Annotated in this window: 12 protein-coding genes; 11 read left to right on the top strand and 1 reads right to left on the bottom strand. The window is 65.5% G+C overall.

Annotated elements, in window-relative coordinates:
• Window positions 1–2: 2 nt before the first annotated feature.
• The 8 genes from B5X82_RS19800 to B5X82_RS19765 all read left to right on the top strand — a co-directional run bounded on the left by B5X82_RS19800 (window position 3) and on the right by B5X82_RS19765 (window position 7,385).
• Entirely contained in the window at window positions 3–755 is a 753-nt protein-coding gene (locus tag B5X82_RS19800; protein WP_079649901.1) for an SDR family oxidoreductase, read from the top strand.
• Window positions 756–861: 106 nt separating this feature from the next.
• Window positions 862–1,287 (top strand): hypothetical protein, encoded by a 426-nt coding sequence (locus B5X82_RS19795; RefSeq protein ID WP_079649900.1) that lies wholly within the window; start codon window positions 862–864, stop codon window positions 1,285–1,287.
• 122 nt (window positions 1,288–1,409) lie between these two features.
• Window positions 1,410–2,267: a fumarylacetoacetate hydrolase family protein gene (locus B5X82_RS19790; RefSeq protein WP_079649899.1), complete on the top strand. Its 858-nt coding sequence runs from the start codon at window positions 1,410–1,412 to the stop codon at window positions 2,265–2,267.
• 201 nt (window positions 2,268–2,468) lie between these two features.
• Entirely contained in the window at window positions 2,469–3,626 is a 1,158-nt protein-coding gene (locus B5X82_RS19785; protein WP_079649898.1) for a CaiB/BaiF CoA transferase family protein, read from the top strand.
• Window positions 3,623–4,411, top strand: a complete 789-nt coding sequence (locus B5X82_RS19780) for an enoyl-CoA hydratase-related protein (RefSeq protein ID WP_079649897.1) — start codon at window positions 3,623–3,625, stop codon at window positions 4,409–4,411. Before B5X82_RS19785 ends, B5X82_RS19780 begins: the two co-directional genes overlap by 4 nt.
• 15 nt (window positions 4,412–4,426) lie before the next feature.
• Window positions 4,427–5,335 (top strand): hydroxymethylglutaryl-CoA lyase, encoded by a 909-nt coding sequence (locus B5X82_RS19775; RefSeq protein ID WP_079649896.1) that lies wholly within the window; start codon window positions 4,427–4,429, stop codon window positions 5,333–5,335.
• A gap of 64 nt (window positions 5,336–5,399) precedes the next feature.
• On the top strand, window positions 5,400–6,299 hold the full coding sequence (locus tag B5X82_RS19770) for an MBL fold metallo-hydrolase (protein ID WP_079649895.1): 900 nt from the start codon (window positions 5,400–5,402) through the stop codon (window positions 6,297–6,299).
• Between the two features lie 21 nt (window positions 6,300–6,320).
• The gene (locus tag B5X82_RS19765) at window positions 6,321–7,385 is read left to right on the top strand and encodes a LacI family DNA-binding transcriptional regulator (protein ID WP_079649894.1); all 1,065 of its coding nucleotides are present in this window, start codon (window positions 6,321–6,323) and stop codon (window positions 7,383–7,385) included.
• 12 nt (window positions 7,386–7,397) lie between these two features.
• Here B5X82_RS19765 and B5X82_RS19760 read toward each other — a convergent pair whose 3' ends face one another.
• Window positions 7,398–8,177: an SDR family NAD(P)-dependent oxidoreductase gene (locus B5X82_RS19760; protein WP_079649893.1), complete on the bottom strand. Its 780-nt coding sequence runs from the start codon at window positions 8,175–8,177 to the stop codon at window positions 7,398–7,400.
• A gap of 269 nt (window positions 8,178–8,446) precedes the next feature.
• On the opposite strand from B5X82_RS19760, the gene B5X82_RS19755 reads away from it, so the two are divergent.
• From B5X82_RS19755 to B5X82_RS19745, 3 genes are all read left to right on the top strand, one after another.
• Complete coding sequence (locus B5X82_RS19755) at window positions 8,447–10,108, top strand: acyl-CoA synthetase (RefSeq protein ID WP_079649892.1); 1,662 nt, start codon at window positions 8,447–8,449, stop codon at window positions 10,106–10,108.
• Window positions 10,109–10,168: 60 nt separating this feature from the next.
• Complete coding sequence (locus B5X82_RS19750) at window positions 10,169–10,429, top strand: helix-turn-helix domain-containing protein (protein ID WP_268878254.1); 261 nt, start codon at window positions 10,169–10,171, stop codon at window positions 10,427–10,429.
• 510 nt (window positions 10,430–10,939) lie between these two features.
• A complete protein-coding gene (locus B5X82_RS19745) occupies window positions 10,940–13,081 on the top strand; it encodes a TonB-dependent receptor (RefSeq protein ID WP_079649891.1) in 2,142 nt (713 codons plus the stop codon).

The following is a 13,081-nucleotide window of genomic DNA, read 5'->3' as shown; positions in this document are numbered from 1 at the left end:
GCATGGGACGGTTGCAAGGCAAGGTCGCGGTCGTCACCGGCGGCAGCGCCGGCATCGGGTTCGCGACGGCCAGGAGCTTCGTCGACGAAGGCGCGCATGTCTTCATAACGGGACGCCGCCAAGGCCCGCTGGATGCCGCCGTCGCGCGGATCGGCAAGGGCGTCACCGCCGTCCGGGCGGACTCGGCGAAGGTCGGCGATCTGGCGCGGCTTTTCGCCACCGTGAAGGCGGAGAGGGAAGCGATCGACATCCTGTTCGTCAATGCCGGCGGCGGCGAACTGATACCTTTTCCGCACGTCACCGAAGCGCAGTTCGACGACCTGTTCGACGCCAATGTGAAGGGTGTGTTCTTCACGGTTCAGGCGGCGCTGCCCGTCCTGGCGGACGGCGCTTCGATCATCCTGGTCGGCTCGACAGCGGGCAGCATGGGCAATGCCGCCTTCAGCGTCTACGGCGCGAGCAAGGCCGCGGTCCGCAACTTCGCGCGAAGCTGGATATTGGACCTGAGGGAACGCCATATCCGTGTCAACGTGCTGAGCCCCGGACCGATCCGCACCGATGCGCTGCTCGGGCTGGCGGGGCCGGACGAGGCACAACGCCAGGCCCTGCTCGACCATATGGCGAGCGTGGTGCCGCTGGGCCGCGTCGGTGAGCCCGAGGAGGTCGCGAAAGCGGCGCTGTTCCTCGCCTCCGACGACGCCAGCTACATCAACGGCACCGAGTTGTTCGTCGACGGCGGCCGTGCTCAGTTCTAAAAATGAAACGTTTCATTGACACGGGATTTCAAGCTCGATATCCATGGATATGAAGGCTTTAAACACAGGATCGCCCCGCGAGAGAGAGAAGAGAGGAAGCAGGCTGATGTCGGAAGAGAAGACGCGAGAACTGGTCCAGTTCTTCATCGATAATGTGAAGGCGCAAACCTACGAGAACGTCTACGGCAAGCTCAACCCGGACGGCCGTTTCATCATGATCGGCAAGACCCCGGCATCGGGCGTGTTCTTCAACCGCGAGGATGTGTTCAACCGCCTCGCGCCGCTGTTGGCGAATTACAAGGAGCGGCCGACGATCGAGTTCTCGCATGTCCTGGTCGACGGCGATCAGGCCTTCCTGCGCGCGGCGGGCAAGGGCGAGGGCATCTACGGCGTCTATGAGCAGCCCTATTACGGCTATTATTTCCGCGTCGAAGGCGACGGCTATGCCGAGATCATCGAGTATCTCGACACGGTCCAACTCGAAGTCGCTCTGTTCGGCACCGACATGAGGCGCCGTCCCGAATATGAGTGAAAGGGCCGCCTGACGGCGCTGATATCGGTGCGCGGGTCGACCGTGACGGTTCGTGACAGGGGCGACTTGACCGTGCCGATGGCAAGGGCCGGTCACTGTCAGGCCAAGAGGAATAGCAGGTCATGAAGTTCCTTTCCTATCGGGCGGCGGGCGGTGTCGGTGTCGCGCTGGACGTGCAGGGCGAGTATCTCGGCCTGGCCGAGGGCGATGCCGCTTTTCCCGGCGCGATCGACCGGCTGCTCCGGGGCGGGGAAGCGGCGCTGCGCGATGCCGGGGAAGTGCTGCGCAAGCAGGGCGCCCGGATCGACCCGTCGGCGGTGGAATGGCTGTTGCCGTTCAATCCGGGCAGGATCTTCTGCATCGGCCTCAACTATGCCGATCATGCCAGGGAAACCGGACAGGCGATCCCCGAGCAGCCGACGATATTCTCGCGCTTCGGGTCGTCGATCGTCGGCCCGGAGGCGCCGATCATCCTTCCCAGGGTCTCATCCCATCTCGACTTCGAAGCCGAGCTGGCGGTCGTCATCGGCAAGCCCGGGCGGCACATCGCCATCGGCGACGCGCTGGACCACGTCGCGGGCTATAGTTGTTTCAACGACGGCAGCATCCGCGACTATCAGCTGCGCACCCCGCAATGGACGATCGGCAAGAATTTCGATCGCTCCGGATCGCTCGGTCCGGCACTGGTGACGGCGGACGCGCTTCCGGCGGGGGCGTCGGGTCTGGCGATCCGCACGCGCCTGAATGGCGAGGAGGTCCAGTCCTCGTCGACCGCCGAACTGATCTTCGGTGTGCCGCGGCTGATCGCGACGCTCAGCGAAGCGGTGGAACTACAGCCCGGCGACGTCATCGCGACCGGCACCCCGTCGGGTGTCGGCCTCGCCCGCAAGCCTCCTTTGTGGATGAAGGATGGCGATGTCTGCGAGGTGGAAATCGAAGCCATCGGGACGCTCCGCAACGTTATCCGGGCCGAGGCGTAGCGCGGTATGGCCGCACTCCGATTCTTGCCCAAAATATGAAACGTTTCAACATGATGGCGCGATCCGCGCCTGCACGGAAATTACAGGAGTCGTCATGATCGGGGCGCCACGCGACCTTACGGTTACACTAGCCGGGATCATCCGGACGCCCGACGCCGTCGGTCGGCGCCGGCCGCTTTCGGGCATGATGGTGATCGCGGCATGACGGACGGTACGAAGCCGCTTCGGGACGTGACCGTGGTCGAGCTCGGCCACAGCGTGGCGGCGCCTTATGCGGGACTCATCCTCGCCGACCTCGGCGCGCGCGTCGTCAAGGTGGAGAACCCGAAGGGCGGGGATTATGCACGCGGATGGGGCCCGCCCTTCTGGGGCGATACGTCGAGTTCCTTCCATTCGCTGAACCGCGGCAAGGAAGGGATCGGCATCGATTTCACCGACCAGCAGGACGTCGCGCGCCTGACCGACTTCATCCTCGCTGAAGCGGATGTGGTCATCCAGAATCTGCGGCCGGGCATCCTCGAGCGCTTCGACCTCACCTGTGAGCGCCTGCGCAAGGAGAAGCCTTCGCTGATCTGGTGCGACATCGGCGCCTTCGGTGCGACGGGCCCGCTGCGTAACAAGCCAGGATATGACCCGCTCGTCCAGGCGAGCACCGGCATCATGAGCGTGACCGGCGAAGGCGGCGACAGGCCGCCGGTGCGGGTCGGCGTTTCGCTGGTCGACATGGGCTCGGGCATGTGGACCGTCATCGGCACGCTCGCCGCGCTCATCGAACGCCAGCGGTCGGGCGAGGGGCGGCGCGTCTCGACCTCGCTCTACGAGACGGGCCTCGCCTGGATGACGGTGCCGCTCGCCGGCTTCGCGGCTTCGGGCGAGACGCGGCGGCCGCACGGCTCCGGAACCGCCGAGATCGTGCCCTACGAGGCGTTCGAGACGTCCGACAGCTGGATCATGGTGGCCGCGGGCAACGACAATCTGTTCCGGAAGCTGATGGTCGCGCTCGATCTGCCGGCGGAAGCCCGCGATCCGGACTATGCGACAAACGCCGGCCGGGTGGTCAACCGCGACCGGCTGGTTCCCGTCATCGCCGAGGCGATCAGAGGTTATAGCGGTCAGCAGCTCGGAACCTTGCTGGACGCGGCCGGGGTGCCGAACGCGCCGCTCCTGACCGTGGACCAGGTCGCCGGGCATCCGCAGACGCTGGCGCTGGGCATGCTCGGCACGTGCGATGGCGACACGCTCGACCTGGCGGGGATACCGATCAGTTTCGATGGCGTGCGCCCCCGCGCGACTGCCCCCGCGCCAGGGCTGGGGGAGCATGACCGGCTCCTTTCGACCGACGGGGGAGCAGTCGGATGACCTATGAGGCGATTGCCGTCGAAGAGCATGATGACGGGCTGCTGCTCGTCACGCTCGATCGTCCCGAAGCCGCTAACGCCACCAATACGGTAATGGGCCGCGAACTGCTCGAGGTCTTCGAGCGCTTCTCGCTCATCCCCGGGGCGGCGCGCTGCATCGTCCTGACGGGCCGGGGCGAGAAGGCCTTCTGCGCGGGCGGCGACCTCAAGGAACGCAAGGGCATGAGCGATGCCCAGTGGCAGGCGCAGCACCTCGTCTTCGAACGGCTGATCCGCGCCATCCTGGCCTGCCCGGTGCCGGTGATCGCGGCGGTGAACGGGGCGGCCTTTGCCGGCGGCTGCGAGATCGCGGCGGCTGCGGACTTCATCTATGCGGCGCGCCATGCCCGCTTCGCGCTGACCGAAGTGACGCTGGGCCTGATCCCCGGTGCCGGGGGAACCCAGAACCTCGCCCGCGCAATCGGCGAACGTCGCGCGAAGGAAGTGATCCTGACGGGCCAGCCCTTCTCGGCCGAAGAGGCGCAGGCCTGGGGCTTCGTTAACCGCATCGCCGAGGCGGGCGAACTGCTTACGCTGGCGATGGAGACCGGGCGGCGGATCGCCGGCAACGCGCCGATTGCGGTACGCCAGGCGAAGCAGGCCGTGGGGCGAGGCATCCAGATGTCGATCTGGGATGGTCTCGCCTTCGAGATCGAAGCCTATAATCGCTGCGTCCCGACCGAAGATCGACGCGAGGGCGTGCTGGCCTTCAACGAGAAGCGCCGGCCGGCCTTTCGGGGCCTGTGAGATGGAGTCTGTGGGATGAGCGAAACCGTCCAGCTCCGTGAGGTCGGCCCCCGCGACGGGCTGCAGATGACCGCGACGATCCTGTCGACAGAGCAGAAGCTGGAATGGTGCCGGCGGGAGGTGGCCGCCGGCCTGGTCGACATCGAGGTGACCTCGTTCGTGTCGCCGAAGCTCGCCCCGCAATTTGCCGATGCGGCCGATGTGGCGCGGCGCGCGATCCTGATCGAGGGATGCCGCCCGGCGGCGCTGGTTCCCAATCTCAAAGGCGCGCAGCTCGCGCTGGAGGCCGGGCTGACGTCGCTCTATTTCGTGATGTCGGCGAGCGAGGCGCACAATCGCGCCAATGTCCGGCGGACGACCGAGGAGTCGCTCGACGAGTTCCGGCGGATCATCGAGCATCGCGATACTATGCCCGGAAAGAAGGCCTGGATCGGATCGGGCATTGCGACCGCATTTGGTTGCACCATCCAGGGCGAGGTGCCCGAGCGGCGCGTGGTGGAGATCGCGGCGCGGCTGGCGGAGGCGGGCGCGGACGGGATCAATGTCGCCGACACGGTGGGCTATGGCGATCCGGCGCAGGTCCGCCGGCTGGTGAAGGCGGTGATGGACGAGGTGGCGCCGCTGCCCGTCGCCTGCCATTTCCACGACACGCGGGGTCTGGGCCTCGCCAATATCCTTGCCGCCGTCGATGTCGGCGTGCGCTCCTTCGATGCGTCGCTGGCGGGCATCGGCGGCTGTCCCTTCGCGCCGTCGGCTTCGGGCAATGTCGACACCGAAGGGACGGCGTTCCTGCTGGAGCGTCTCGGCCTCGACACCGGCATCGACCTGGAGGCGTTGATGGCGCTGCGGCAGGAGGTCGAACGGTGGCTTCCGGGCGAACAATTTGCGAGAGGGGTGGGCGTGGCGGGCCTGCCCCGGCGATAGGAGACGAGAAGCGCCATTTCGCTTGGAGATGCGCTATGCGACCCGATGGAGAGGAGGATCGAGCATGATCCCGATACAGCCCCTGACGTTCAGCTTCGACCTCAGGGTCGGCGATATCGTCGTGACGCCGCTGACCGACGGCTATCTCGATCCGGACTTCAAATTCCTGCGGGATATCTCGGATGAGAATATCGACCTGCTGCTGAAGCTCGGCCACCGCGACGGACCGCCGCGCGCCTCGGTAAACGCCTATGCGATCCGGAGCGGCGGCAGGCTGTTCCTCATCGACACCGGATCGGGCGACACGATGGGGCCGACCTGTGGCCGCCTGTTCGAGAGCCTCGCCTCGGCCGGTATCGACCCGGCCGACGTCGAGGCGATCATGCTGACCCATGTCCATCCTGACCATAGTAACGGTCTGATCGACCTCCAGACGAATGCGCGTCTCTTCCCCAACGCGGAGATACTGCTCCACGAAAAGGAGCTGAGCCACTGGTTCGACGACGCCGAGATGTCGGTCGCGGACGAACGGGCGCGGCGCCGCTATTTCGAGATGGGGCGACGTCAACTTACGCCCTATATCGAGGCTGGCCGCGTCCGCACCTTCACCGATGGGGAGATCCTGCCCGGCATCGTCGCCGTCCCGTGCCACGGCCACACGCCGGGCCACACCGCCTATCAGATCGGATCGGGCCCGGGCGCCGTCCTCGCCTGGGGCGACACCGTCCATGTGCAGGAGGTGCAACTGCCCTTTCCGGATGTCACGGTCCTGTTCGACTGGACCCCCGAGGATGCCGCTGCGTCGCGCCGCATCATCATCGAGAAGGTGATCGCGGAGGGGCTTGTCGTTGCGGGCGCGCATTTGCATTTCCCCGGATTTGGCCATATTGCCCGGAACGGAGACGGATATTCGCTCGTGCAGCGGCCGGAGCTTCTGGACATGGGGGGCGGCGCGCCTCGGTAGGGCATTGGGGGCGACGACGCGGTGCCAAAGAGGCAGTCCAGACCGACCATCCGGGATGTCGCAGCCCTCGCCAACGTGTCCGTCGGTACCGCGTCCAAAGTCGTCAACAATGATGCATCCGTCCGGGCCGCGACCCGCGAGAAGGTGCAGCAGGCGATAGCGCAGATCGGCTATGCACCCGATGCGATCGCCCAGAGCATGCGGATGGGGTCGACCAACACCATCGGCTGTATCCTGCGCGACATGACGATCCCCTTGCTGACCGATTTCGTCAGGGCGGCGCATGATACGCTCGCAACCGCAGGCATCTCGCTGCTGATCTCGAACAGCGAGGGCAGGGAGGATCGCGAGCGCGCGCTGCTCGCCAACCTGTCGCGCCGCCGCGTCGACGGGGTGATCATGGGCCCCTATTCGCCGATTTCGGGCGAGTTCCGGGAGTTCCTGTCGGGCCTGAACGTGCCGGTGGTCCTGCTCGATCGTAACGAGGCGTCATGGCTCGACGCCGTGATGATCGACCATCGCGACGGCATGTATCAGGCGGTGAAGCGCCTGCTGGACCTGGGGCATCGGCGGATCGCGCTGATCACCGGCGATCAGCGGCTCTATCCGGCGCGTGAGCGCCTGCGCGGCTTCCAGGAGGCCCATGCGGATCGCGGCCTCATGCCGGAGGAGGACCTGGTGATCGCCAGGAGCTTCCTGTCCGACGCGGCCTACGACATCGTGACCGAGATGATGCAGCGGCCCGATCCGCCATCGGCCATCGTCGCGGGCGGCATGGACATGCTGTCGGGCGTGTTGCGCGCCATCCGGGCCAGCGGGCTGGAAGTGCCCCGCGACGTATCGGTGATCGGATCGGGCAATTCGGAACTGGCCGAGCTCTATTCGCCGCCGATCGCGATGATCGACTGGGACTACGCGAATGTCGGCCGGATCGCCGCCAACCTGCTGCTGGATCGGATCGGCGGGGACAGCATGGCGGCGGCGCGGCACGTGATCGTCCCGACCCATTTCATCGAACGAGCCTCGATCGGGGCGCCGCCATCCGCATCGCCCGTACGATCCAAGGGCAGGACGTCCGCGAAATAGCGGGTCGTCGGCTCAGATTGATCCATAGCCGCCGTCGACCGGCAGGATCGCACCGGTACAGAAACTGGCGGCGTCGCTAGCGAGGAACAGCACCGCGGAGGCAACTTCTTCCGGTTTTCCCAGCCGTGCCATCGGCGTCATGTCCATCCAGACCCGATACCATTCGGCGAACTCGCCGCTCGCCTGTTCCGGGTCGATCATGGCCGAGGCGATATAGCTGGGCGCGACAGCGTTCACCCGGACGCCATGTGGCGCAAAGGCGGCCGCCAGCGACTTGGTGAGCATGTGCACGGCGCCCTTGCTCGTCGCATAGGCGACAGGGTTCTGCGGGCGGGTCGCGACCATGCCGGCGAGCGATCCGATATTGACGATCGACCCCGAGCCCTTTTCCTTCATGCGGCGGCCGAACGCCTTGGCACAGTAATAGACCGCATCGGTGTTGACCGACATCGTCCGCTTCCAGTCGTCCTCCGATGTTTCGAGCGGATCGGTGACGATGACGATGCCGGCATTGTTGACGAGGATGTCGATCACGCCGATCGTCCGACAGATCTCCTCCGCCAGGGCTTCCACGGTGTCCGCGTTCGACAGGTCGGCACTGCGATGGTGAATAGCGTGCCCGCCCGCCTCCAGCGCCGCCGCCGCCGAGGCTGCACCGGCCCCGTCGATATCGACGATGACGACTTCGGCCCCTGCCTCGGCGAGCGCGTGGGCTATTTCCGCCCCGATGCCACGGGCACCGCCGGTCACAAGCGCCTTGCGGCCCGCCAAGTTGAACTTGTCCAGATACATCTGCATCTCCTCTTGGCCTCACCCTATTGGGAAACGTCCGGGCCGCCCATCGTCGAACGATACTGGACAAAAATTGCGGACCGCAGCGTTGTGAGTTCGCGCTACCAGTCCTTCCCCGATCTTGCAATGAAACGTTTCATTTTATAAGAGGCGAACAGGGCGATGGTGGCTGGAACTGCCGTCCAAGGCATCGCTGCCCACGTCGAGCGGCCTTTCACCGCGAGGGGGAAGGCCCTGATGCGGACGGCTTCGGGAGAGAGGTATCATCGATGACTGGCGCGCCAATTTCGTTCGGGGCGGGGTCGCCTTTTCATTCGGGTCTGCAACTATGCGCGGCCAATTACGCGCCGCTGTCGCCGACGAGTTTCCTGGGCAAGGCTGCTGCGGTGCATGCGAAGCGCACCGCCGTCATCCACGGGAACAGGCAATGGACATGGGCTGAGACCCATGAACGCTGCCGTCGCCTCGCATCGGCGCTGCGGCGGTGCGGAATAGGGCGGGGGGACACGGTCGCGATCATCGCGCCGAATATCCCGGCAATGTACGAAGCGCACTTCGCGGTGCCGATGATCGGAGGGGTGCTCAACACGCTCAACACTCGGCTCGATGCCGAGGCGATCGCCTTCCAGCTTGCCCATGGCGAAGCGCAGGTCGTGCTGGTCGACCGCGAATTTAGCGAGACGACTGCCCGCGCGGTGGACCGGTTGAGCAAGAAGCCCCTGCTCGTCGATATCGACGATCCGCTCTATGCAGGGCCCGGCGAGCGCATCGGTGATATCGAATATGAAAACTTCCTCTCGGAAGGCGATCCGGCCGAGCCTTGGTCATTGCCGATGAACGAATGGGATCCGATCTCGCTCAGCTATACCTCCGGCACCACCGGTGATCCGAAGGGCGTCGTTACCAGCCACCGCGGCGCCTATCTCAATTCGCTGTCGCAGATCGTGACATGGAGCATGCCGCCGCATCCGGTCTATCTGTGGACCTTGCCGATGTTCCACTGCAACGGCTGGTGTTTCCCCTGGGCGGTCGCCGCCAATGCGGGCGTCAACGTCTGCCTGCGTAGGGTGGATCCCCCGCTGGTGCTGGATCTGATTGCCCGGAATGGAGTCACGCATATGTGTGGTGCCCCGATCGTCTATTCGATGCTGATAGACGAGGCCGCGCGGCAGGAGAGGCGGCTAAAGGAGCGCGTGCAAGGACTGGTGGCGGGCGCCGCCCCGCCGACGGCGATGATCGAGGGGGCGGAGCGCGCGGGCTTCGATATTACGCACGTCTACGGCCTGACAGAGGTCTATGGCCCGGCGTCGATCTGCGTCAAGCAACCCGAATGGGAAGCTCTGCCGCTTGAAGGCCGTGCACGGATGAACGCGCGACAGGGCGTCGCGAGCATGTTGCAGGACGCGATGAGCGTGCTCGATCCCGAGACGATGGAGCCCGTGCCCGCCGACGGCGAGACGGTGGGCGAGATCATGTTCCGCGGCAACATTACGATGAGCGGTTATCTGAAGAACCCGGGGGCGACGGAAGCCGCTTTCGCCGGTGGCTGGTTTCACACCGGCGACCTCGCCGTCGTCGAGCCCGACGGATATGCCCGCATTACCGACCGATCCAAGGATGTGATCATCTCCGGCGGCGAGAATATATCGTCGGTCGAGGTCGAGGAGGTTTTGCATCGGCATCCGGCCGTGAGCTTGGCGGCAGTGGTCGCGGCACCGAACGAACGCTGGGGAGAGGTGCCCTGCGCCTTCATCGAAATACGCGCGGGCCAGACGGCGGAGGCTGACCTCCTGCAGGCCTTCTGTCGTGAGCACCTTGCCGGTTACAAGGTCCCCAAGCATTTCGTTTTCGGAACCATTCCGAAAACCGCTACCGGCAAGGTCCAGAAATTTGCCTTGCGCGAAGCGGCGAGAACGATGGGAAATTTCTGAAAGGCTGCGGTTTCGGCGGTGCAGGCGAGCCATCGGCGGGCAGCGTAGGGCGCGCGCGAAATCGGCCTCTATTCAGCGATGCACAAAACCAAGGTCAGCCGTGCCGTCCGCGCACTCGAGCAGCGCCGCTGGCTGCGCCGTGAAACCAACATGGCCAATCGGCGTGAGGAGTTTCTATGGCTGACGGCACGTGGCAAGCAGGCCTTCCGCGAGATAGCGCCCGCGCTGGAGATGTTCGAAAATGCACTGATGGAGCGGACGGGCCACAGTAGAGCTGATATTCTCGCAACATTGGATGCCATCGAACGCGCGATAGGGTGATCCAGGCCCGCAATTTTCCGGGATGTTGGCATAGAGCACCGAAAGTGCTTCGATTTTGTCGCTGCCGCCCAGCACCGGCGCGGGCCACACACCGTTCAACGTGGCGGCGATCGGAAAAGAGAGACGCATGCGGCGGCGGTGGCGCCGCCGCTCGCGCCTCTCCAGTCGGCAGCTGCGGCGGCACTTGCGGATCGGCGCGATCCTGCTCGACGCGGGGCCGTACCCCGTCTGCTTCGTCGTGGACGCCCGGATGGCGGACTGACATAGTCGTGTGACCCATGGCCGCGGCCGCGGCCGGCCCGTCGCGCTCTCCCGCCATCGCCGCCCGAAACCGGTTTCCCACCGGGCCGATCACTGTCACAGGATCAGGCGTCAGCATTCGGCAGGGCACGCTGCTACCTCAACGATAGGGAAGGCCGCCGCATCCTTGGGACGAGGCCCGGCGGCCGGCGACGCGATGTAGCTCAATAAGGCGCCACGGAGATTGGCGCCCATTTCGGGAGGGGACGAATGAAGCGACTGACCCATAGCTGCGGCTGGCTGGCCCTGGCGTTCGTGCTGGGCCCGGCGGGGGCCGCGTCGGCGCAGGCGCCCGCGTCCGATGCTGCCGTGCAGGGCGATATGCCGGCGGCCGATGCCGAGCCGGTAGCGGCCGGCGACATCGTCGTGACCGCGCTGCGCCGCGACCAGCGCTTGCAGGAGGCGCCGGCCGCAATGTCGGTGCTGACCGCCGCGACGATCCAGGCGGCCGGCGTCAACAATCTCGACGACGTCAGCAAGCTGGTGCCCAGCCTCCGCTTCGAGGCGGGCCTGCGCGCCGGCGTCCCCAGCATCTCGCTGCGCGGCATCTCGGCGGTTCAGGGCGGCGACGCGCCTTTCTCGCTGCTGGTCGACGGCGTCCAGGTGCCGTTCCTCGAACTGTTCAACCAGGACCTCCTCGACATCTCGACGATCGAGCTGCTCAAGGGGCCGCAGGGCGCTCTCTACGGCCGCGGCGCGATCGCCGGCGCGCTGCTGATCAACACCCGCGCGCCCGACAACGAGTTTCGCGGATCGCTCCGTCTCTCGGCGGCGGAGGGGCGCGACTATCGCGCCTCGGCCACCGTCTCGGGGCCGATCGTTCAGGACGTGCTCGCCGCGAAGATCACCGCCGCCTATCAGAACCGCCGCGGCCTGATCCACATCCGCACGCTCGATCGGCCCGGCGATTATGTCGATCAGGGCACCTTCAAGGGGCAGCTCCGCTTCACCCCCGGCCCGAACACGACGATCGACCTGTTCGGCACCTACATCAAGGGTAATTCGGGCTGGGGCATGCTCGCCCAGATCCCCGTCGGCGTCCCCGGCGCGATCGAGGACTTCCATACGTACCAGGCGAACCTCAACTATCTCGGCGTCACCAAGCGCAAGCTGTGGAACACCGCGCTCAAGATCGACCAGAAGCTCGGCATCGGCACGATCACGTCGGTGTCGCAATATGCTTATGGCAAGAGCAACAACATCAACGACTTCGACTATACGCCCGTCCCGCAATATGTGAATTACAACCCGATCGTCGACAAGGCGTTCAATCAGGACCTGCGCTTCACCTCGGACCTGGACGGCGCGTTCAACTTCATCGTCGGCGCCTTCTACCAGAAGCGCACCGGCGACAACGACGTCAACGTCCTGACCGATCCCGCCGCCGTCCCGGCGCTGCCGCCGCGCCTGATCTCCTATCAGGACTATAAGAGCGAGGCCTATGCCGCCTATGGCCAGGTCAGCCTCGACTTCGACAACGGCCTCAGCTTCCTCGGCGCATTGCGCTACGACGTCGACAAGCGCGAAGACTCGCTCGAACAGGATCCGACGAGCTTCGTGAAGCACAGGTTCAAGGCGTGGCAGCCCTCGGCGACCGTCAAATATCAGGTCAATCCGCGGCTGATGACCTATGCGACCTTCGGCCGGGGCTTCCGCTCGGGCGGCTTCAACGCCGCCAATCTGACGGTGCCCGCGATTGGCGCGCAGCGCATCTATCCGAAGGAGATGTCGACCAATTACGAAGTCGGCTTCAAGAGCCAGTTCCTCGACCGCCGGCTGACCTTCAACGCCGCGCTGTTCCGGACCGATTTCGACAATGCCCAGTTCCAGCAGACGATCGTCGTCCCGGTCCCGGCGCGCTTCATCACCTCGATCGACAAGACGCGGGTGAAGGGGGCCGAGGCGGACCTGAGCCTGTCGATCACGCGCGACCTGGTGCTGACCGGATCGCTGTCGATCACCGATTCGAAGATACGCCAGTTCACCCCGACGCCGGCCTATGACGGCAACCAGGCGCCCAACGTCTACAAGGACAATGAGCAGGTCGCGCTCGAATATCGTCCCGATTTCAACGACACCTATCGCGGCCTGTTCCGCATCGACGTGTCGCGGCGCGGGCGGATCTCCTACGACCTGTCGGAGAACTTCACCTACAAGCCAGTGACCTTCGTCAACGCCCGCATCGGCATCGAGACCGATGCCTGGTCCTTCTCCGTGTTCGGTAACAACCTGACCAACGAACGCGCGCCGACCTTCTTCTCGGCGCTGGCCTATCGCACGGCGAGCGCGCGGCTGGCCAATGTGCCGTTCAATGCGGGCGTCGACTTCACCTATCGCTTCGGAGGCCGCTGA

It is taken from the genome of Rhizorhabdus histidinilytica, from assembly GCF_900167915.1.
In the GTDB taxonomy this organism is placed as follows: Bacteria; Pseudomonadota; Alphaproteobacteria; order Sphingomonadales; family Sphingomonadaceae; genus Rhizorhabdus; species Rhizorhabdus histidinilytica.
The sequence above is the reverse complement of the archived record's forward strand: the minus strand, read 5'-3'. Positions and strand labels throughout refer to the sequence as shown.

Excerpts from the sequence above, each read along its gene's own strand:
- B5X82_RS19800 (WP_079649901.1), top strand. The coding sequence starts at position 3 with ATGGGACGGTTGCAAGGCAAGGTCGCGGTCGTCACCGGCGGCAGCGCC.
- B5X82_RS19795 (WP_079649900.1), top strand. The coding sequence starts at position 862 with ATGTCGGAAGAGAAGACGCGAGAACTGGTCCAGTTCTTCATCGATAAT.
- B5X82_RS19790 (WP_079649899.1), top strand. The coding sequence starts at position 1,410 with ATGAAGTTCCTTTCCTATCGGGCGGCGGGCGGTGTCGGTGTCGCGCTG.
- B5X82_RS19785 (WP_079649898.1), top strand. The coding sequence starts at position 2,469 with ATGACGGACGGTACGAAGCCGCTTCGGGACGTGACCGTGGTCGAGCTC.
- B5X82_RS19780 (WP_079649897.1), top strand. The coding sequence starts at position 3,623 with ATGACCTATGAGGCGATTGCCGTCGAAGAGCATGATGACGGGCTGCTG.
- B5X82_RS19775 (WP_079649896.1), top strand. The coding sequence starts at position 4,427 with ATGAGCGAAACCGTCCAGCTCCGTGAGGTCGGCCCCCGCGACGGGCTG.
- B5X82_RS19770 (WP_079649895.1), top strand. The coding sequence starts at position 5,400 with ATGATCCCGATACAGCCCCTGACGTTCAGCTTCGACCTCAGGGTCGGC.
- B5X82_RS19760 (WP_079649893.1), bottom strand. The coding sequence starts at position 8,177 with ATGTATCTGGACAAGTTCAACTTGGCGGGCCGCAAGGCGCTTGTGACC.
- B5X82_RS19755 (WP_079649892.1), top strand. The coding sequence starts at position 8,447 with ATGACTGGCGCGCCAATTTCGTTCGGGGCGGGGTCGCCTTTTCATTCG.
- B5X82_RS19745 (WP_079649891.1), top strand. The coding sequence starts at position 10,940 with ATGAAGCGACTGACCCATAGCTGCGGCTGGCTGGCCCTGGCGTTCGTG.